The sequence below is a fragment of the Streptococcus oralis SK610 genome (assembly GCF_000257455.1).
Taxonomy (GTDB): domain Bacteria; phylum Bacillota; class Bacilli; order Lactobacillales; family Streptococcaceae; genus Streptococcus; species Streptococcus oralis_CB.
In genome coordinates, this window is record NZ_AJKQ01000006.1 from 190,736 (window position 1) to 211,950 (window position 21,215).

At 43.8% G+C, this 21,215-nt stretch carries 17 protein-coding genes; 5 read left to right on the forward strand and 12 right to left on the reverse strand.

Annotated features, from left to right (window positions below; all coding sequences use genetic code 11):
• The first annotated feature begins 13 nt into the window (after positions 1 to 13).
• From HMPREF1115_RS04530 to HMPREF1115_RS04545, 4 genes are all read left to right on the forward strand, one after another.
• Positions 14 to 340: a PadR family transcriptional regulator gene (locus HMPREF1115_RS04530; protein ID WP_000273860.1), complete on the forward strand. Its 327-nt coding sequence runs from the start codon at positions 14 to 16 to the stop codon at positions 338 to 340.
• Positions 327 to 920 (forward strand): DUF1700 domain-containing protein, encoded by a 594-nt coding sequence (locus HMPREF1115_RS04535; RefSeq protein ID WP_000198648.1) that lies wholly within the window; start codon positions 327 to 329, stop codon positions 918 to 920. Before HMPREF1115_RS04530 ends, HMPREF1115_RS04535 begins: the two co-directional genes overlap by 14 nt.
• Positions 913 to 1,842 carry a DUF4097 family beta strand repeat-containing protein gene (locus HMPREF1115_RS04540; RefSeq protein WP_001229042.1) on the forward strand — a complete coding sequence of 310 codons (930 nt, stop codon included), beginning with the start codon at positions 913 to 915 and terminating at the stop codon, positions 1,840 to 1,842. The genes HMPREF1115_RS04535 and HMPREF1115_RS04540 overlap by 8 nt, the downstream gene beginning before the upstream one ends.
• 62 nt (positions 1,843 to 1,904) lie before the next feature.
• On the forward strand, positions 1,905 to 2,867 hold the full coding sequence (locus HMPREF1115_RS04545) for a DUF6574 domain-containing protein (protein ID WP_000191316.1): 963 nt from the start codon (positions 1,905 to 1,907) through the stop codon (positions 2,865 to 2,867).
• Positions 2,868 to 2,928: 61 nt separating this feature from the next.
• Here HMPREF1115_RS04545 and HMPREF1115_RS04550 read toward each other — a convergent pair whose 3' ends face one another.
• The 11 genes from HMPREF1115_RS04550 to HMPREF1115_RS04600 all read right to left on the reverse strand — a co-directional run bounded on the left by HMPREF1115_RS04550 (position 2,929) and on the right by HMPREF1115_RS04600 (position 16,911).
• The gene (locus HMPREF1115_RS04550) at positions 2,929 to 3,789 is read right to left on the reverse strand and encodes a DUF4299 family protein (protein WP_001140332.1); all 861 of its coding nucleotides are present in this window, start codon (positions 3,787 to 3,789) and stop codon (positions 2,929 to 2,931) included.
• Positions 3,790 to 3,908: 119 nt separating this feature from the next.
• Positions 3,909 to 4,895 (reverse strand): oxygen-dependent tRNA uridine(34) hydroxylase TrhO, encoded by a 987-nt coding sequence (trhO, locus tag HMPREF1115_RS04555; protein WP_001030012.1) that lies wholly within the window; start codon positions 4,893 to 4,895, stop codon positions 3,909 to 3,911.
• 131 nt (positions 4,896 to 5,026) lie between these two features.
• Complete coding sequence (locus HMPREF1115_RS04560; RefSeq protein WP_000188110.1) at positions 5,027 to 5,323, reverse strand: bacteriocin immunity protein; 297 nt, start codon at positions 5,321 to 5,323, stop codon at positions 5,027 to 5,029.
• 68 nt (positions 5,324 to 5,391) lie between these two features.
• Positions 5,392 to 6,078, reverse strand: coding sequence for a CPBP family intramembrane glutamic endopeptidase (locus HMPREF1115_RS04565; protein ID WP_000760545.1), 687 nt, complete (start codon positions 6,076 to 6,078; stop codon positions 5,392 to 5,394).
• 160 nt (positions 6,079 to 6,238) lie between these two features.
• Positions 6,239 to 7,723 carry an ABC transporter substrate-binding protein gene (locus HMPREF1115_RS04570; RefSeq protein ID WP_000800428.1) on the reverse strand — a complete coding sequence of 495 codons (1,485 nt, stop codon included), beginning with the start codon at positions 7,721 to 7,723 and terminating at the stop codon, positions 6,239 to 6,241.
• 107 nt (positions 7,724 to 7,830) lie between these two features.
• Positions 7,831 to 8,754: a carbohydrate ABC transporter permease gene (locus HMPREF1115_RS04575; RefSeq protein ID WP_000818344.1), complete on the reverse strand. Its 924-nt coding sequence runs from the start codon at positions 8,752 to 8,754 to the stop codon at positions 7,831 to 7,833.
• 13 nt (positions 8,755 to 8,767) lie between these two features.
• Positions 8,768 to 9,697: an ABC transporter permease gene (locus HMPREF1115_RS04580; RefSeq protein ID WP_000714584.1), complete on the reverse strand. Its 930-nt coding sequence runs from the start codon at positions 9,695 to 9,697 to the stop codon at positions 8,768 to 8,770.
• A gap of 198 nt (positions 9,698 to 9,895) precedes the next feature.
• Positions 9,896 to 11,776, reverse strand: coding sequence for a beta-N-acetylhexosaminidase (locus HMPREF1115_RS04585; RefSeq protein WP_000251373.1), 1,881 nt, complete (start codon positions 11,774 to 11,776; stop codon positions 9,896 to 9,898).
• On the reverse strand, positions 11,770 to 12,639 hold the full coding sequence (locus tag HMPREF1115_RS04590; RefSeq protein ID WP_000150729.1) for an ROK family protein: 870 nt from the start codon (positions 12,637 to 12,639) through the stop codon (positions 11,770 to 11,772). Before HMPREF1115_RS04590 ends, HMPREF1115_RS04585 begins: the two co-directional genes overlap by 7 nt.
• A gap of 96 nt (positions 12,640 to 12,735) precedes the next feature.
• Entirely contained in the window at positions 12,736 to 15,381 is a 2,646-nt protein-coding gene (locus tag HMPREF1115_RS04595) for an alpha-mannosidase (protein ID WP_000432801.1), read from the reverse strand.
• 249 nt (positions 15,382 to 15,630) lie between these two features.
• On the reverse strand, positions 15,631 to 16,911 hold the full coding sequence (locus HMPREF1115_RS04600) for a glycoside hydrolase family 125 protein (RefSeq protein WP_000640497.1): 1,281 nt from the start codon (positions 16,909 to 16,911) through the stop codon (positions 15,631 to 15,633).
• 170 nt (positions 16,912 to 17,081) lie between these two features.
• Here HMPREF1115_RS04600 and HMPREF1115_RS04605 point away from each other — a divergent pair, with 170 nt between their 5' ends.
• Complete coding sequence (locus HMPREF1115_RS04605) at positions 17,082 to 19,169, forward strand: GH92 family glycosyl hydrolase (RefSeq protein WP_000803422.1); 2,088 nt, start codon at positions 17,082 to 17,084, stop codon at positions 19,167 to 19,169.
• Positions 19,170 to 19,205: 36 nt separating this feature from the next.
• On the opposite strand, the gene HMPREF1115_RS04610 is transcribed toward HMPREF1115_RS04605, so the two are convergent.
• Positions 19,206 to 20,885: an alpha-L-fucosidase gene (locus HMPREF1115_RS04610; protein WP_025170979.1), complete on the reverse strand. Its 1,680-nt coding sequence runs from the start codon at positions 20,883 to 20,885 to the stop codon at positions 19,206 to 19,208.
• Positions 20,886 to 21,215: the final 330 nt, after the last annotated feature.

Here is a 21,215-nt window from a genome sequence, read left to right on the forward strand (position 1 = left end):
AAGGAGGTTTCCCATGTACTTCCCAACATCCTCTGCCTTGATCGAGTTTCTCATCTTGGCTGTACTGGAGCAGGGGGATTCTTATGGTTATGAGATTAGCCAAACCATTAAACTCATCGCCAATATCAAAGAATCTACGCTCTATCCCATTCTCAAAAAATTGGAAGCCAGTGGCTTTCTGACCACCTACTCTAGAGAGTTTCAGGGGCGTATGCGCAAATACTACTCCTTGACCAATCGGGGCGTAGAGCAGCTCGTTACTCTAAAGGAAGAGTGGACGCTCTATACCGACACCGTCAACGGCATCATAGAAGGGAGTATCCGCCATGACAAGAACTGACTATCTGACTCAGTTAGAAACCTATCTCCATAAACTACCTGAAGCTGACCGCATCGAAGCCATGGACTACTTTAAGGAACTATTTGACGATGCCGGCCCTGAGGGCGAAGAGGAACTCATTGCCAGTCTAGGAACACCAAAAGAAGCAGCTCATGATGTCCTCTCTGATCTCCTCGATAAAAAAGTCAATGAAGCCCCTGCTCAAAAGAATGACCGTCAACTGCTACACATCGCCCTCCTGGCCCTGCTAGTAGCTCCTATCGGAATTCCGGTCGGGATCGGCATCCTCATGGCCATCATCGGTATTATTATCGCAGCTGTCTCCGTCATTCTAGCCTTTTTCACTGTTTCGGTGACGGGTATCCTGCTAGGTGGACTCTTTATCATAGAGAGCTTTAGTGTTCTGGTCGAAGCCAAATCTGCCTTTATTTTGATTTTCGGAGCCGGTTTGCTTTCTATCGGTGCTTCTTCTCTTGTTCTACTAGGTATCTCCTATGTAGCTCGTTTCTTTGGCCTCCTAATCGTCCGCTTGGTGCAATGGATTCTTAAAAAAGGAAAGAGAGGTGATAGACATGCGTAAATTGACAAAAGGATTTCTCATTTTTGGTGTGGTTTCTACAATCCTTGGTTTTATCATGATTATTGTAGGCGCCCAGTCCAATGGTATTCAAAGTTTGCTTGCCATGTCAAAAGACCCCGTCTATGACAATCGTATCGAAGAAGTGACCTTTGGAAGTGAAGTGGAAAAACTTGATTTGACCCTTGAGGAACATAGCCTAACCATCACAGAGTCTGTAGATGACAAGATCCACATCACCTATCATCCTTCTGTGTCTGGTCGTCACGATCTGACTACTGGCATGAGTGACAAAACACTGAACGTCACTGACAAACAAGCCTCCCAACATCGCTTTCTAGGTTCAGGAATCGAAGGTCTACTTCGTATTGCCAGCAATTATTCTCACCGTTTTGACGAAGTCATTCTCTCCCTACCTAAAGGAAGAAAGCTACAGGCTATCACCGTCTCAGCCAATCGTGGACAAACCAATATTCGTCAAGCCAATCTTGAAAATGCGACAATCAAAACAAAAGGCTATCTCTTAAGACTAACAGAAAGTTCTATCAAGAACAGCACACTAACGACACCTCATATCATCAATATCTTTAATACCGAATTGACAGATAGTCAGGTCAAGACGGAGGGAGCACATATCTATGCTGAAAATATCCAGGTTCGCGGCAAGGTTGAGCTAGAGGCCTATTCCACTCTACAACTCATTCTCTCCCAGAAAGAGACCGACCGTATCAATCTAGATATTTCTTCTCAGCATGGCGGTATCTATCGTAAACCCAAAGAAGAACATCGTGGACAAAAAGAGAATGAACTTGCCAACCCTTATAAAACGGAAAAAGCAGATATCAAGGACCTGCTCATTGCAAAAGCCAACCAGGATATCTACCTACCTAAAGAGGAGCACTCTGCTCCATCTAGAAACCATTGACAAAAACGCTTTCATCTGCTAATCTAAAAATAGAAAACGACCATAAAAAAGGAGGTTCCACCATGACACAAGAATGGTTTGAAAGCGCCGATCTTGAGAAGAAATCAGCTCAGACGAAATCGGAAATCCAGCACGACCAACCAGAGACTTCGGAAACTGTGGAGACCGAACCACAAGTAAGCCAAGAAACTCCTATCTCACCTAAAGAGTCGGAAAGGCATGAGGAGGAAGCTCCCGAAACGATAGAAGAAGCCCAAACCGAGGAAGAGGAAGAAGTAAAAGCTGAAGAGGAGCACAAGCAAGAAAACCCTGCAAGAGAGAAAAGTATCCTCAGCAAGGCTTTAGAAAGCCCCTATATCCCAGATATTGACCCTCGTAAAACTGCCCGATTCAAAGAAGAAATCGCACTATTTTGGACTTGGCTACTGGATGCTATCCAAGAACCAACTACCAGCAAAACTACGGACCAAAGGCATCGTTATAGTGTCTTTGCCCTACTCACCTTGCTGTCTTCGATTAACCTTTTCTTTAGTATCTATCATATCAAGCACCTCTACTATGGCTATATGATTTCTATTGCTAATGGTTCTCCTAACCAGCTCCCACCTTTAGATCTCTTTGCCGGGCTTTCTATCTTGGTCGCTAGCGCTCTATTTTACTTTTCCATCATTTTGGGAGGCTTTACTGTCCGACGGGTACTGGACCAGGAGAGCGACTTCACATTCCAAGAAGCTTGCGATCGTTACAGCCGACTCTTTGCTATCCCACTTGTCCTAACGGCTCTAGCAAGTTTCTTTGCACTCTTTGGGGGCTTACGATTTGCTGGCATCCTAACTCTTCTCAGCATGGCCATCTTTGCCCTTGGAAATCTCTTTGTGATTAGCAAGCCAAGTAAGACCAGTAGCCTTGACCCATTTTATCGATTCTTGCTAGCTGTCTTACTTGATGGCGCTATTCTCTTACCCTTCTTCATAGCAGAGCTTGCGCTAACAGTAGACTACCTTCGCATCCTGACCTTCTTTTAATCAAAATCCCTGCCATTTGTTAATGACAGGGATTTTTATGCTTACTTTTTTTAAACAAGGCCTACTCGATGCTTGCCAATCCTTCAAAATCTTTTCCCAAAATGGCTTGTACTTCCAATTGATTGGCATCTAATTGGTGGTAAAATGCTTCTGGTAGTGACTCTAGAAATTTTTCATAATCCAATCGGGCGATGGCTTCATAGTCTTCTGCTTTTGAGCCATCACCAGAAATCGTCACTAGGTCAATCTCCCAAATAAGCTCCTTGCCTGCCAGCTGCTCCGTATAAGGAGCTGGTACAAAGGGTTCCTTTGGCAAAATTGTCTTGACTCCCTGGGCTAGGTGGTAGATACCATGCACCCTTCCTTGAGCGTCTGGGTAAAATTTCACACTGGCAAGGTAGGCATCAGAGCCTTGAACCTTCTTGACTAGCTCTTCAAAACGTGCCAATCCATCCTCAGCCAAAAAGCTCTCGAGGTATTCCTTGTTGAGATAGATAGGTGACAAGAGTCCTTGGCAATAGACCAGACGAGTCGCCTTATCCGCTAGATAATGCTTGACCGTTTGTCGGAAATAAGCTTCAAAGTCAAAGTCTTCTAGCCCTTCTACCACTTGCCCCAACTTGCTTGATAGGGCTTGGAGGAGAGCTTCTACAATCTCCCAGTCCGCTCTGGTAAGGAAGTCTGGAATCACCACTTGATAGCCTTTTCGGCTATCCGCATAGTTGACTTTGAAGAGAAATTGCGACTGACCTACAATCCCACACTCCATGTATTCGAGACGATTGAGGGGTTGACGGAGATAGACTGCATCATAACTGTGTGACTCCAAGCCCTCTACCAAGGCTAAGATGGACTTGGCAGTCAAGACCTCCTGTTGTCCTAGAATGCTTTCTTTATTTGGGATAAAAAATGTTTTCGCCATAACTGGCCTCCTTTGAAATCGTTTACATATAGTATAACCTATTATCCTGAAAGATACAGAAACAAATTTTAGATTTTTAGATAAAAAGCATAGAAAAACAGCCCTAAAGGCTGTTTGCTTTATACTGTAGCGACTTGATCCAAGCTTTCACCGATAGCTGCTAGGCGCTCGATCACTTCTGCTTGTGTCAATTCATTTTCTGAAACATAGCGGTTGCGTGGGTGAACACGGCACTCGTGTGAGCATCCACGAAGGTACTTGTCTTCATTTTCTTCTGATGTTAGGATACGACGGTTACAGAAGGGATTTCCACAGTTGACATAACGTTCACATGGTGTTCCATCAAACCAGTCTTTCCCTACGATGGTTGGATTGACATGGTTAACATCTACGGCAATACGCTCGTCAAAGACGTACATTTTCCCATCCCAAAGCTCACCTTGGACTTCTGGGTCTTTACCGTAAGTTGCGATTCCTCCGTGCAATTGGCCGACATCTTTGTAGCCTTCACGGACCATCCAGCCTGAGAATTTCTCACAGCGAACGCCACCTGTACAGTAAACCACAACACGCTTGTCCATGAATTTTTCCTTGTTGTCACGGACCCATTGTGGCAACTCACGGAAGTTGCGGATGTCTGGGCGGATAGCCCCGCGGAAATGTCCTAGGTCGTACTCATAATCGTTACGTGTGTCAAGAACAACGGTATCTTCGTCAAGAAGGGCTTCTTTGAACTCTTTTGGAGACAAGTAAGCACCTGTTGTCTCAAGTGGATTGATGTCGTTGTCAAAATCGTTGTCTTCCAAACCAAGGTGGACAATTTCTTTCTTGTAGCGAACAAACATCTTCTTGAAGGCTTGTTCATTTTCTTCGTCAATCTTGAACCAGAGGTCCTCCATGCCTGGGAGGCTGTGAACGTAGTCCATGTATTTTTGAGTTGTTTCGTAGTCACCTGAAACAGTCCCGTTAATCCCCTCGTCAGCGACTAGGATACGGCCTTTGAGACCGATTGATTTACAGAAAGCCAAGTGATCTGCCGCAAATTGCTCTGCGTTTTCAATTGGAGTATAAAGGTAGTAAAGTAAGACACGAATATCTTTTGCCATAAGATTTGTTCTCTTTTCTATTCTTAAATTTTCAGAATTTTTCATTCAACTATACTAGTATACCCACTTGGGAAAACGAATGCAATTTATTTGACCGAAAATTATAGAAAGGAATTTATCCCTGCACTTCATCAGTAACCATACCGAATCGCAGATAATTCTCTCAATTTTTTGATTTGCTTAGCTTGACTTTCTGACAAACTTAGCTTGTTATCAATCAACACACGTGAGATGTCAACGTTCATTTGGCTTAGAATAAATGGAGTAGAGGTCCCATCATCCTCTAATCGTTTTTGATAAATCACTAACTGATTTTTCAGGGGAGCAAGTTGAGGCGCAGACTTTATATCTTCCAATAGATAATCAATGATCGTCATGGCTTCACAACGTCTTTCACTTCCTCCAGCAAACCATTTTAATGGTGTCATTCTCATTTTCCTCCTGAAATTCGCTTATAAATTGAAACACTATAATTCCTAACTCGCCTGCCAGTATTTTACCACACCCTATGTAAAAAAGTCAGCAAAAATGGCAAGGTCGCTACAATATTATTGATCACATGCACCGCATAGGAAGGATAAATGCTCTTGGTATAGCGGGTCAAACCAGCAAAGATGATTCCAACTGTTGCAAAGACGAAGATATCTAACAGACTAGGCAGGCTTGAAAAATGAGGGAGAGCAAATAAAGTAGAAGGAAGAAGCAAATCAAGACCAAATCGCGAATGCTTAAAGAAAGCGTGTTGCAGTAATCCTCTATAGATTAACTCTTCCATCAGTGGAACCAGAAAGAACAGGGCTATATAAATACCTAGCTCTGCAAAGTTAGTCCCACTATAACCAATTAATACAGCCCAACCTTCCGCAGTTGACTGAACATGTTTAGCTGTCTGAACGTTAAAAGAGATCTGGAACACTACCACTAATACTGTCAAAATCGAATACCAAAGCCATTTTTTTCTTGGAATGCGAAAGAGATAACCATGGCCTGTCTTAACCAGAATCCAAATCATGACTCCGCTAAATAGCAAACTCAAGATATTTTGAATCCAGAAGAAATTGCCAATCTGGGAAGAAAATTGCCAATAGTTTTGGACAATAAGCGTCAGCTGGGAAAGGCCAAATACGAAAAATAGGTAAGATAAGACAGCACTCACTTTGAATAGAAGTTGATACTTTTTCATGATAGACCTCCTGTAGATACATGTGTATCACATCGCATAAACCCTCAGAACTACTCTTTTCATGTTTACATCCTAAAAATCACTACCTCCCCTAGAGAACTAAGGAAGGCAGTGATCACATTTTTAGGAATTAGGAATGAATACACGAAATCAATCGATTTTATGATTTTTTGTTTTTCAAGAATTCGTCGTATTGTTTTTGCATTTCGTTCAATACTTTTTCGTAGGCACCTTCAGATTTCAATTTTGCCATTAAATCTGGGATTGCTTTTTCTGGGTCTAAAGTACCAGTGTTGATAGCTGTATCGAATTGTTGCATTGTGTTAGAGATTGCTGAGATTTCAGATTTCACACTGTCAGTGTTAAAGATGAATCCAAGTGCTGGAGATTCTTTAGCTTCTGCCAATTGTTTCTTAGAATCTGCAATTTGTTGGTCTGTAACGTTTTCGTTGATGTAAAGAATCCAGTTGTTACCAGTGTTCCATCCACCCATGTGAGTATTTCCTTTGTAGCCATCAAGGACGCGTACACGGTTTTCTTTACCTTCAATTTTTTCCCAGTTCTTGCCTTCTGGACCGTAAACAAGACCGTTCAAGAGTTCTGGGTTCGTGTTCAAGAGGTTCAACACTTCCATTGATTTTTCTTTGTTCTTAGAGTTGTTTGAGATAACAAAGTTGGCAACTTGTGTTGTTTGGTTTTTCTTGATAAAGTTAGTGATTGGTTTAATTTGGATGTCTTTGTTCGCAACACGTGAGAGCAAGCTGTTACCGTAGTCAGCTGGTCCTACTGTTTCTTCACGAACGAACCAAGTATCTTGTTGAAGGTCAAATGAAGTGTCGCTGGTTGCTACGTCTTTTGGAATGTATCCTTCTTCATAGAATTTGTGAAGAGTCTTCAAGTGTTCTTTGAAACGAGGTACTTCGTAACGGTTTACAATCTTAGTAGTGTCTCCTTCAAGGTCGATAACAAATGGAAGTCCATTTGGTACTGGGTAGTCAAAGTTATCAGATGGGATAAAGTTCTTCGTAACCGCAAATGGTACTACATCTGGAGCTTTTTCTTTGATTTGTTTCAAGACTGGCTCAAGTGTTTCGTATGAAGTTACACCTGAAATATCGATACCGTATTTAGCAAGAAGAGTTCCGTTGAAGGCAAAGTTTTGAGATGATGCAACGTTAGCTGCAACTGGTACTGCATAGATCTTACCGTTTACAGTGTTCCCTTTGATGTAAGCTGGGTCAAGTGCTTTGTAAAGCTCTGCTCCTTCTTTTTTATACAATTCAGTCAAGTCAGCATAAGCACCTTTTTGAGCATTTACGACATAGTTAGACGCAAATGCGATATCATAGTTTTCACCAGATGATGTGATAACAGACATTTTCTTATCATAGTCACCCCATCCGAGGTATTGGATATCCAATTTAGCACCGACTTTTTCTTCGATGATTTTGTTTGCATTTTCTAGCAATTCATCCAAGTTGTCTGGTTTGTCACCGATTTGGTACATTTTGATTACAGGTTTTTCACCTGAAGCAGTATCTGCAGCTTTTTTGTTGTTACCTGTAAGGTTTCCACAAGCAGCAAGACTTGCAGCCAAAGCTACTACGCTAGCAGATGCAAAAGCATATTTTTTCCAGTTTTTCATGATAAAAACTCCTTTTTTTATTTTTAAACTTATAAACGATTTAATGATTTTAACTTCAGCCACTAAGATGAAGTTGGGAAGGGAGAAACGATGTTTCTCAGTAAGTCCTATTCTTTCACACCACCGATGGTCAAACCTTTTACAAAGTAGCGTTGGAAGAATGGATACAGAATGGCAATCGGAAGGGTTGCAACAACAACCATGGCCATACGACCTGTTTCTTTTGGTAGAGCAACTCCCAGTTGGCCAGATAGGCCGACTGCTTTTGCAATGTAGTCCATATTTTGTTGGATTTGCATGAGCAAATATTGCAATGGATACAAGTTGTCACTCTTGATATAAAGAAGGGCGTTGAACCAGTCATTCCAGAAACCAAGAGCTGTCAAAAGCGTAATGGTTGCGATACCTGGAAGTGACAGGGGCAAACAAATCTGGAAGAAGATCCGAGCTTCACTGGCACCATCGATACGAGCAGATTCGAGAATGGCTTCTGGAATGGTCTTCTTGAAGAAGGAACGCATCAAAATGATGTTGAATGGTGAGAGAAGCATTGGAACAATCAAGGCCCAAACGGTATCACCAAGTTGAAGCAGGCGAGTGACCACGATATAGCCTGGTACCAAACCAGCATTGAACAACATACTAAGAAGAGCGAAGATCGTAAAGAATCTGCGGTACTTAAAGGTTGTACGTGAGATGGCGTAGGCATAAGTGGTTGTAATGAAGACGTTGGTCACTGTTCCAACTACGGTTACAAAAACTGAGATAAAGAGCGCTTGGAGGATCTTATCTTTAAACTGAGCTAGGAACTGGAATCCATCTACACCAAATTTCGAAGGGAAAAAGCTATATCCATACTGGAGGATGCTCTTTTCATCTGTCACCGAAATGATGATAACGAAGATAAAGGGCAAGATACAAGAAAGAGCGATCAAACCAGAGATGATACTAAAGAAGATATCTGCTTTCTTACTGAAGGAGTGAATGCCGACATTATCGATTTTTTCTTTTTTAATTTTCTTTTCTGCCATATTCTCCTCCTTTCTAGAACAAAGCTGAGTTTGGATCGACTCGTCTTGCAAGCAAGTTTGATAGGATAACCAGAATCAAACCGACAACGGATTGGTAAAGACCGGCTGCTGAAGCCATGCCGATATCTGCTGTCTGAGTCAAACCATTAAAGACATAGACGTCCAAAACGTTGGTTACATTGTAAAGCTGACCAGCATTGTGCGGGATTTGATAGAAGAGACCGAAGTCTGCACGGAAGATATTTCCGACTGCAAGGATGGTCAATACAGTTACAAGCGGAGTCAACTGAGGAATGGTTACGTTGCGAATACGTTGCCACTTGCTAGCCCCGTCCACTGTTGCTGCTTCGTAGTAGGTTGGGTCAATTCCCATGATCGTCGCATAATACATGACACTGCTATATCCAAAGCCTTTCCAAATACCTAGGAAAAGGAGAAGGTATGGCCAAATGCCTAAGTCAGCGTAGAAGTTGACTTCCTTCATGCCAATGGATGTTAGGAAATGGTTGAAAACCCCTTTGTCAATGTTTAGGAAGGCATCTGTAAAGAAACTGATGATAACCCATGACAGGAAGTAAGGGAACAACATAGACGTTTGGAAAATCTTAACCATTCTCTTAGAGCGGAGCTCGCTGAGGATGATGGCAATCCCTACTGATACAATCAAACCGATAAAGATAAACCCGAGATTGTAAAGAACGGTATTTCGAGTGATGATAAAGGCATCTTTTGAACTAAACAAGAATCTGAAATTATCTAACCCGACCCATTTACTATTCACAATACTATCTATGAAACCATTACTGGTCATATGGTAGTCTTTAAAGGCGACCACATTCCCAAATACTGGAATGTAAAAGAATAGAATCAACCAGAGTGCCCCTGGTAAAACCATCAAGAGAAAGATCCAGTTATCTCTCAAGGTCTTTGAAAACTTTTTCATAATTTCCTCCCTTTTTATTCCTAAAAACTGATTTCATCGAATTTTTAGGTTTGATAACGATTACATTATTAGTATACTCCTATTTGAAGGCTAGGTTAAACTACTAATTATAGAAAAAACTCCACAAATTATTTTATGTGGAGAAGTTTTTTATAAGAAATAGGTTTCACGAGAAACACTCTGACTCGGAAAAGATGCCTAAGTCGTATAAATCGTCGAAGCTGTCGCAATGGTGTGCCACTGGTTGGCTGTAGTTGCTGCGAAATCCTTGTCTGCGTAGAAGTCAGTAAATGGTAAGATTTCTACTTCTAGCTCATCGATGCGGTTAATCTGTCCTGCCAGATAAGCCTCGATGCGGCTTTCTGCACGTTTGATGCGTTGCAAAAGTCCGCCCATACGGATATCAACCGTATCCAAACCAAAGACCTTGTTTTCTTTCAACCATTGACGGCTAAAGAGGGCATGGAAGTGTTCAATCTCGCTTCTGAGTTTTGGTAATTCTTGTCTTGCGATTTCTTTCAGATTTTCTTTATCACCCGCTTGGTAGGCCTGACGAATGCGTCGTCCCACATCCACTTTACTGCTTAAAATCTGGTTCAACTGGGCCTGAGTTTCAAAGAGGTAAGAGTAGGCACCAGCTTTTTCTTTGATTTCAGCAAGCGTTTCAGCGGCCTGAGCGAAGTGCGGTTTGTCCTGTTCAGGTGTCATGTGTCTGTCAAGAATCGGGCAAAGAACATCCTGATAAAAGACATAGCGGTTGGGATTGATACCACTGAGGTTGCCTGGCAAGTCTGGCAAGAGGTTGGCAAGGTCAATCTGCATAAAGTCCTCAACCGATAGACCCGTATTGGTCTTGAAATGGGCTGACAAGCGATCTAGGTCATTGCGGTAGCTAAGTTCTGCCCAGATTTGCAAGCTGGGTAGGATAGAAAACTGGGCAGTTTCCCCACCATTGTCCCCCCAACCAGTTACGATGACTTCTTTGATTTGATTAGCACGACAAGCTTTATTAGCCTCGATAGCCACTAGACGGCTGAAATGGTTGTGTGGGGTAAAACCAATCCATTTCCAAGCCCCGCCTGCGAATGCGATATCTTGGCTAATCTTGTGGTGATTGCGGAAGTTACGGTTGTACTTTTCTTCGCTATCTTGGTAATAATCCCAATAAACCAAGGTTACACGATCTTTGAGACGGTCTAGGTAGACACGAGTTTCCTCAGGAATTTCCACATCACGGTCGTACTGGCCATCTGCTGACATGAGTTTGAAAAACATGTCACTCCACATTTGGCAGTGGAAACCATACTTGTCTGCAATATCCAGCACACGCTCCAAGTGTTGGCACATGAGGAGACTACGGTCCACAACACCGTTCAAGATGAGGTAGCGTCCCAAACCAACCAAGTGGGCTTCGTCCATCCCGATATTGACCTTGCGAGTCTGCAGTTTAGATAGAGTGGCAAACATGCCATCAATCAAATCATAAACCTTTTCTTCGCCAATAAGGAGAATGTCCTCTACATCACGGAGTTCTTGCACTTCCTTAACACCCCATTTGACGAAGGCCGACAAGTGGGCCAAGGTCTGGATACAAGGCACAAAGGTCATATCAAACTGCTGGGCATAGGCTTCGATTTCCTGCAACTCCTCAGCCGAATAAGCTCCACGGAAATAACCAAAATAAGGCTGCCCCTCAATCTGATAGGTGTCTTCCATGTAAAGTTCAAAGGTTGAGTAACCCATGAGAGCCAAGACCTCAACCATCTGCTTGGCAGAAGCCACATTTAACACTGCATTTCGCGAACAGTCAGCCATGTAGGCCAACTCTTCATAAGCCGCCTGCTCCTCAATCCCTACTTTATCACCTTCTACTAGAGCTGTTGCTAATAAAGACAAGGCACGATAGAGTTGGTAAGGTTTGTCATAAGTCAGGTGATAGTGTCCTCCCTCACCCTTGATAGAGATAGAGGCTTGATTAGACTGAGCGACTACAACTTCCACATCTGGTAAAGAGATATGCTTTGTCAGCAAGTCGATTGCCTGAGTTTGTTTGAGACTAAGTCCTGTAAATCTTACCACTGATTTTCCTCCTGTAGCCAGTTGACAAGGGCACCATAGAGATTGGCATCTGCATGATAGGTGCAAGCTTGGATAACTGGTGTGACCGTGTATTCTTCGTAGGTTTCGACAAATGCATCAACAGCTTTTTTGACGCCTTGGATAAAATCTGGATTTTGACTGATAGAGCCTCCCAGACTAATGACATCTGGATCGATCAGATACTGGATATTGAGCAAGCCTTGAGCCAGATTACGGTTCATGCGCTCAATGGCTTCTTGGCAAAGGGCATTGCCAGCTGCAGCTTCTTGGTAAACCTTGCGTCCGTCCCAGTCAGTCTGACCAGATTTTTCAATCACATATCGAACCATATTTCCAGTTGACGCTAGTTGCGACCAGTTGTTGAGTTTTTCAGCAGGTGCAATGGTTGTCATGTAGCCAAACTCTCCACCCAAGCCATGGCGACCTCGGTGAAGCTTGCCATTGATAATCATGGCTCCGCCGATTCCAGTCCCAATCACGACACAGGCTGCATTTTCAATCTCTGGGTGAGCCAGCAGTTCACTAAGTCCAACACAGTTGGCATCATTTTCTAGATGGACAGGTAGTTGATGATGAGCAAGGGCCTCATACCAAGAAAAACCATGGATGTAAGGCACAGCACTGATCCCCTCAATCACACCTGTTTCTTGATTGACCGCGCCTGGAACGCTCATGGCAATGCCCTTATAATCTTTCTCCGACAGACGTTGGTCTAGCCAAGTCAGTAAATCCTCCAAGTTTTCTGGTGTCGGTGTACTTGTCTTATCTAGTATTTTTCCATCAGGAGTCAGACTGGCAAACTTAATGCCAGTTCCTCCAATATCAATGGTTGCAATCGTCATATTTTCACCAAAAAAGGGACGAATCAGTAGTTCATCCTAACTCTTTCGCCCCTCCTTTCTATCTCATAGTATTAGTTATAGAACACTTTATAACTATTAAATTTCTTCTTTTTTAATCAATTCTGTACGAATTTCTTGTGGAGCCAATAGTCCTGAATGAACTGGATATGGTCGTTCAAGTAAGTCAAGAATGGTTTGTTGGTGTTCAGATATGCGCACATTTTCTTGGCTCATATTGTAGTAACGAAGTACATATCCTTCTTCATTTTCCGCCACTTTAAAGGCTGTTGGGCAAACTTGTGGTGAGCTGAGTGCCGCATGACTCAAGAGGCTACCAGTCGCAGCAACACTTCCTTCTTGTTTAGCAACTTGAAGACTAGTGAATGGTGTTTGAAAGGCTTTGGCACGACGGAAAGCGGAGAAGCGTTCCCCTGCTTGGTGGCACTCAAGTGTAAACTCAACTTCAAACTCACGCAAGCATTGAGCCTCTGGTGTTGGGAAGTAACCCCAGTCACCTAACTCACCTGAGGCACGAAGAATGGTCACGGCAATGGTGTCGTCTCCAAGGATTTCATACTCGTGCAATCCTTTATTGGCCACTGTCACCCCTTTTTCATCATCATATAGACTGACAAAGGCTTGTTGGTGTTGAGGATTTTCAGGATTTTCCCATGAAGTTGCTGGTTTATTTGGTCGTGTCACCACCTCATAAATGCTTTCAGAATCATTGCTTGGACGCGTATTATGAGTCTTGACCAAGAGACGGATACGGTGGTCCTTGGCAGTGTTGGTAAAGCGAGTCTTGAAGCGGATTTGTGGATTGTCAACAAAGACGGTCATCTCTGTTTCCAGAGGAAGGGTTGTCAATTCTTCTGAGCGTCCAGCTTCACGCGTCATAAACTCGATGATGCCTCTTTGTTCTCCATCCAGTTTTTCGTCTGCACTTACTGGAATTGTCAATTCATGCTTGAGTAAGATCTTAGCAAAACGTGCTGTATTTTCCAAGACTTCACAGCCTTTGAGTTCTGCGTAGATAGGCTCTGTTCCTTTTGGTTGGAAATAGATGTACTCATTTCCGATGTCACCACGGTCTTCAAAGCGAATAACATCTTCATAAGCTTCATGAGTTGTCTTGTCGTAGACTGTGATATTTTCATCCACACTGACCGTTACAAATGGCGTATCAATCACTCCATTTTGGTAAATACCGTCACGGTGTTCTTGTTCTCCTTCGAGCAATTGGAAGGTTGTCCAAGAGAGAGGTGCTAGATGAACAGGGACTGTTACGCGCACTTGTCGAGCGATACGAGCCTGACGGAACTTGTCTTTTGGCAAATCATACTCAAAATTAGCTCCCAAATCTTCGATTTTCGCTTCTATAGCATGTCCTTCCAAGTCTTCGACACGGTAGCTTGGCAAGGTCAAGGCTACCATCTTCTTATAGCCTTCTGTTGGGTGCAATTCTTTGAAATCACAAACCGCCACATCAATCACGGTGCTGACAGTGTCAACCTTGTCATGCAAGCCTGTGTTGATGACCGTAAAGAGATGATCGCTTTGGGCTTCGTGGGTTGCAATTTTACCCTTCCACTCGTTGAGAAGATTGGTCTTAACGAAATTTCCGACTTGGTTGACCTTGGCAAAACGTGTTTCCATCTCACGGTGAACCTCGTCCACACTACAGCCACAGATACTGTCATGTGGCGCATTTTGTAGAAGGACTTTCCAAGCATAGGTCAACTGGTCCTTATGGTTGTGACCACCAGTGATGACAGTCAATGGCTCCACTACTTGTTCTAGGAGATTGCTATTTTCTTGGAAGGATTGTTTGAGGTAAATGCGTGATGAAGAAGTATTAGCAAGCGTGTACCAACCATCTGTTTCCTGACTTGTCAACTCACCTGTAACCGTTGATAGCTGCTCTGGTAGAGCACTTTCTACTGCGTGGACATAGTCATCAAAGGAACTATGAACAAAAGTCACATCTGGGAAGAGTTCATTGGCCACACGAATGGCTTCACTCAGATTGCGCTGTACAGGCTGGTGGTCACAGCCGTTCATCATCAACCATTGATTGGTCGAAGCATAGTCACGCACGTCTGACAATTTTTGTTTCCAGAAAGTCAGGGCCTCATCCTTATCAACTGGGATTTCATTCCCATTACTATACCAGTTGGCAAAGAGGATACCGAGGACACGACTTCCGTCCGCACCCTGCCAGTACATTTCTGAAAACTGAGAAGTAAACTGCTCATCTTCGAGGACTTGGTTGTCAAATCCAATCGGCTTGACACCACGGCCAAAGGCTGCCACGTGAATACCTGATTTTTGAAGAATTTGAGGAGCTTGTCCCATATTTCCAAAGGTATCTGGGAAGTAACCAATCTGAGTGGATTTGCCCCATTTTGCACATTCTGCTTGACCAATCAAGGTGTTGCGGACGTTGGCTTCACTTGAAATCAAGTAATCATCCTGCAAGATGTAAAAGGGACCAATTTTGAGTTTTCCTTGGTCGATGTAACGTTGGACTTTGTCGCGATTTTCAGGGCGAATTTCCAAATAGTCATCAAGGACAATAGTTTGTCCATCCAAGTGGAAACTCTTGAACTCAGGGTCATTTTCAAAGAGATCAAAAAGATTGTCAAACAACTCCACCAACTGCATACGGTAGCTTTCAAAAGGTAAGTACCACTCACGATCCCAGTGACTGTGTGAGATAATATGTACAACAACATTTTCCATGAAGTAAAACCTCATTCTAACTTAAATTTTTATTTTTAACGTTTTAAATGTAAAATTGTGATTCTTTCCGAGAATCAGTTGCGCTAAAGCGTGTTCCTTATACTCAATGAAAATCAAAGAGCAAACTAGGAAGCTAGCCGCAGGCTGCTCAAAGCACTGTTTTGAGGTTATGGATAGAACTGACGAAGTCAGTAACCATACCTACGGCAAGGTGAAGCTGACGTGGTTTGAAGAGATTTTCGAAGAGTATTAGCGGATATCCAAGTAGTCCAAGACCAACTCACAGAACATCATGTTGGCCCAAGAGAACCATTCGCGAGAGTAGAGCGTTGGATCATCTACGTGGAAGCTTTCGTGCATGACACCTGTGCCACCATCGCAGGCAACCAGCTGGTCCAGCAAGAATTTCTTCTCCGCCTTATCTCTTGTTGTCAAGCCTTGGATAGAAAGGGCGATTGGCCAGATATAGCGGTAGAAGGTATGAGAACTTCCGAGACCGCTAGCGTATTCTCCTTGGTAGAAGTAAGGATTTTCAGGGCTCAAAATGGTCCGACGAGTTGCTTGGTAAACCTCATCGTCAATCGCACAATAACCAAGATATGGAGCAGCTAACAAACTTGGTACGTTAGGGTCGTCCATGATGCTAGCATTTCCTAGACCATCCACTTCAAAGGCGTAAATCTTTTCGCCCTTACTATTGGTGGTATAAGCGTAGTTTTCGATACCTTCTTGGATCTCTGCTTGCAGACGTTTAGCGTCTTCCACGATGTTTTGGCTATCAGCTAGGTCTAGTTCTGCAAAGATTTCTTGCACATAACCCAAGACAACGACAGCAAACATATTGGACGGAATCAAATAGCTATACTGACAGCAGTCATCACTTGGACGGAAGGCTGACCAAGTCATACCTGTCACCGCAAAGTCAGGTCCAAAGCCATCATTTACCAGAGTATCTTCCTTGCGGTCTGTATCACGGACAAAACGATAAGGTGAATTCTTGTGGTCTTGTTCCACTGTCCAGAGATGAAGGATTTCCTTGGTCGCTGCGACAAAAGTCTCATCAAACTGACTGGTCTCGCCAGTCTCTTTCCAAAGGAGATAAGCCAACTGCAAAGGATAGCAAAGCGAGTCCACCTCGTACTTACGCTCCCAAATCCAGCCGTTAAGGTTTGTGTGGTCAGTCTCATGGTGCCCCTTCCAGTTCTCCTCAATGTTAAAGGAATTGGCATAAGGATCCTTGAGAATCAAGGTCATCTGACGCTTAACCAAACCTGCAATGGTCTGACGCAAGAGAGGATCTTTTTTTGCCACATGCAGGTAGGGTCTAAGTTGTGCTGTCGAATCCCGAAGCCACATGGCAGGAATATCCCCAGTTAAGACAAAAGTTGAGCCATCTTCTAAGATTTCAACTGTATTGTCCAAGGTGTCTGTATAGCAACGCTCGAAGACATCTACCCACTCCGGATGGTCCTTAGCCCGCTCTGCTACTTCGTCCAGCCATTCTCTAACAATTTCTTTCGAATAAATCATCGTGCAATTTCCTCTTTCAAACAAGTTTCATGTTCAGTATATAGTTTTTGAGACAGAAAATACATACACAAATGATAGTCATTTTTCTACAAAATTGCTTACTTTCGAACCCCATCTCTAAAGGTCTCATTTTTCTGATATAATGTAGGAAAACAGCTAAAGGAAAGACTATGAAACCACTACTCGAAACCATCGATACCCGCTTTGGGACTGCCAGCAAACACGCCTTTTCTCGAGGAAATACCCTGCCCTACACGGGCGTCCCTTTCGGGATGAATTATTTTGTGCCTCAGACCAGTGACCAGGAGGGAGCTTGGTTCTTCGATCCGCATCTGCCCATTTTTCAGGGGATTCGATTAACCCACCAGCCCAGTCCTTGGATTGGCGACTACTCTTGGCTGCTTCTGACACCTGTCACCGGCCAGCTTGGGGGAGACAGTCTCTTTCACCGCCAGTCTTCTTATGATATAGACAAAGCTTGCTTCCAGCCTCACTATTTGAAACTCTTTTCTCTGCGCTATCAGATTGAAACCCAGCTCACACCGACTTGCTATGGCGCTTCTATTCGTTTGGAGCAAAAGCAAGGCAAAGCCCTCGCCCTCTATCTTCACGCAGAAGATGAACTGACAGTGGAGCTGGTAGATAAGCGGACTCTGGCCCTACGACAAGAAGGTAAAACAGAGACCAATAAAAATCCGCTGATACTCTTTACTGCCCTACAAATGAATACGGATATTCTTGCTGTCAGCCAAGAAGGTGAAGACTGGCGAATTGACTTAGCAAGTAGTCAAGCCGAAATCCAGCTAGCAACTTCTTTCATCTCGCCTTCTCAAGCTCTGCTTAATCTACCTCAAACGGACTTTGATAGCTGTAAAGCAAGTGCGAAAGCGGACTGGGAAAACCTCCTCCATCGTTTTGATATTATGGAGACAGGAGAAGCTGACCGAACCTTCTTTGATCACTGCCTTTACAGAATCTTTCTCTTCCCGCAGACTTTTTATGAGGTTGATGAATCAGGGCAAGCCATCCATATGGACCTGGCTACTGGTACTGTCAAACCCGGCGTCCTCTTTAGCAACAATGGCTTCTGGGATACCTTTCGCACCACCTTCCCCCTCTTTGCCCTTATCATACCAGAACACTATCGTCTCTTTTTAGAAGGCTTTCTCAATAGCTACCGCGATACTGGATTCCTGCCAAAATGGCTGGCCCCAGATGAACGTGGCATGATGCCAGGTATTCTATTGGACGGTATTATCGCAGATAGCACCTGCAAGGATATGGCTCCCGACTTAGAAGAAGAACTCCTCCAGGCCATGCTGGAGACAGCCTCTAAGTCCGACCCTCTCGGCATCAATGGTCGTCACGGACTAGCCCAATACCAAGAACTAGGCTATCTATCCACAGACAATCACGAAAGCGTCAGTCACACCCTTGACTACGCCTATAGTGACTTTTGTATCGCCAGCTGTGCCGAAAAACTAGGTCAGAATGACATCGCGAAAACTTATAGAACTTCGTCACAAAATTACCGCCATCTATTTGACACTGCGACGGGCTACATGCGTGCGCGAGATAGCCAAGGCAACTTCCGCCCTGACTTCTCTCCCTATAGTTGGGGACGCGACTACGCCGAATGCTCTGCCATTCAAGCGACTTTAGGCGTCCTCCATGACATCCCAGACTTAATCCAGCTTATGGGCGGAAAAGAAGCTTTCAGCCACTATCTTTTGAAAGCCTGTCAGGGTGCTCCCCTCTTTGAAACCACCGGCTATGGTTACGAGATTCATGAAATGAGCGAGATGGCGACAGCTCCCTTTGGACAACTCGCCATTTCCAACCAGCCTAGCTTCCACATACCTTATCTCTTTCGCTACAGCGACTACACTGACTACACTGCTCTACTCATCAAAACCTTGCGTCAGAAAGCCTTTCACCCCAGCTGGGAAGCCTATCCTGGCGATGAGGACAATGGCAGTCTCTCTGCTTGGTACATCTGGTCAGCTCTTGGATTCTACCCGATCTGTCCGGGCAAACCAAGTTACGATCTCGGAATCCCTCTCTTTGACCATCTCCGTATCTACCTAGCTAAGGAAAATAAATGGCTGGATATCCATGCCGAGCAAAACCACAGCCATTTCAACTTTGTCAAAGAATGCCGATTGGACAAGACCATAGTATCTAGCATTCAACACCAAGACCTCTTGAAAGCTGAGCAACTGACCTTCACCCTCAGCTGGCTACCAAATCACTCCTAACCAAAAGAACCTTTGCATCGCGCAAAGGTTCTTCTTTTATGAAACTTGGACTTGAAGCTGGTCAACCAGCTGCCCATCTACCGTCAGATTCAGATAAAAATCTAAGCTTTTATCTCCTGCAAAATACAAGGTTGGTAGCGTTAGCCTTTTTTCAGTCTCGCCAACTTGAAACGCAAGGACTTGAATCTCGTCCCGATAAGCGACACCATGCACACCCGTCCCTGGTTGAATCGAAATCTTAGCCTCTAAAGGACTGCTAGATTCTCTACGCTTCACTGTAAAATGGACATTTTCTCCCTTGATCACAGCCAGACTTTTTTCTGAGAACTCTAGTTGCTGAACGGTATCTTTTCTCGACAAGGTAGGTGTTTTATAGAGTGAAATCTTGGTCAACAAAGGCAAAGCCTGTGCCTCTGTAATGGTCACGCGTATCTTCTGCGCCTCAACGACTGTTCCTCGTAAAAGACGTTTGTAGCCAACAGTATAACCAGATCCAAACTCCTGCCAGACACCATCCAACTCTACCTGAACATGGAAAGCAGCGATGCGTTGCCCCAGCTTCAAATCTTCTCTCAGCTCGATTACATCAAAAGTTTTAGGTGTCCCTAAATCGAGCTCTAATGGGATTGGAAACTCTGCATCACTTGCCCAAAAACTGGTCTTCCGTCCATCTGTCAGATGATAACAGGCAAAGTCTGGTGATAGAGCAGGGCCAGATACCTTGGCTCCCAGAGCCAAATCTTCTTTATAGAGTTCGTCACGGTAGGCAGCAAATTCATAGAGACGCTGGATATCCTTTTCGTCAAAGAATCCATCTGTATTAGGCGGAATATTGAGTAAGAGAGGTGTTCCCCGCCCTACCGAGTGAAAGTAGATTTCGACCAATTCCTCGAGAGACTTAGGATCCTGATCCTCATGGTAAAACCAACCCGGCCGAAGGGAAACATCTGCCTCACCAATTGAAAACAGCATACCTGAGGGATCACCGTGCTGTAGATAATCTAATGCAGCCTCTGTCCCCAACTGATCTGGCTTGACTTTTTGCCACAAGGGATCCCCTGCATAGCCCCGTTCATTGCCTATCCAGCGAATACTAGTTCCCTCAGTTGAGAAAATCAAACAATCGCCCTGCAAGTCACGAATGGTTTCAAACCAGGTCTTAAACTCATAGTTGACTTTTTGGGCCCCTTCGCCTCTAGCACCATCCATCCAAACCTCGGCAAATTTCCCAGCATTCCCATAAGCGGGATTTGATAAGATTTCCTTCAACTGAGCCAAATAATAGGTATTGTAGTCCGCTTCTCGGTCCACATGATAAAGGGGACTATGGGCATCCCAAGGAGATAAATAAACTCCCATATCCATGTCAAACTCAGTTGCAGCTTGGGAAACCTCAAGGAGCAAGTCCCCCTTTTCATCCCTCCAAGGGCTAGCCTTGACCGAATAATCTGTATAAGCTGTTGGGTAGAGGACAAAACCATCGTGGTGCTTGACCACCAAAATCAGCTTTTTAAAACCTGTTTCTTTGAGTACCCGAACCCATTCACGCGCAGCCAACTTGGTCGGATTAAAACGCTTGGGATCCTCTTGCCCACTTCCCCATTCTTGGTCATAAAAGGTATTGGGACCAAAATGGATAAAGGTAGCTAGTTCATCTTCTAAATAAGCTAGCTGGGCCTGGCTTGGTAATGGTCCATGTGGTTTTATGTTCGTCATCATCTCACATCTCTTTCTCTTGTTCACAAAGTTATCCACAACTTGTGGATAAGAAAGCATTCCTAAAAACTAGTTTTTTCAGTCTCTAGCTCACCTGTCACCCTAAACAGACCTTTATCAAACAGCCCTGTACTAGGGTTTCTACTAGCTTTCTAGAAAGTCACTAGTATACGGAACTATTATCAGAATCCTTCAACACCATGGATTAGATATCATTCTTCCTCAGACTTATCCACAGACTGTGAATAAACTATTGTTCCAGACCGCTCTCTCTTTGACTATAACAAAAAGCGATAGCAGCGTCAATATGACTAAGCTCCCTTCCTAAAT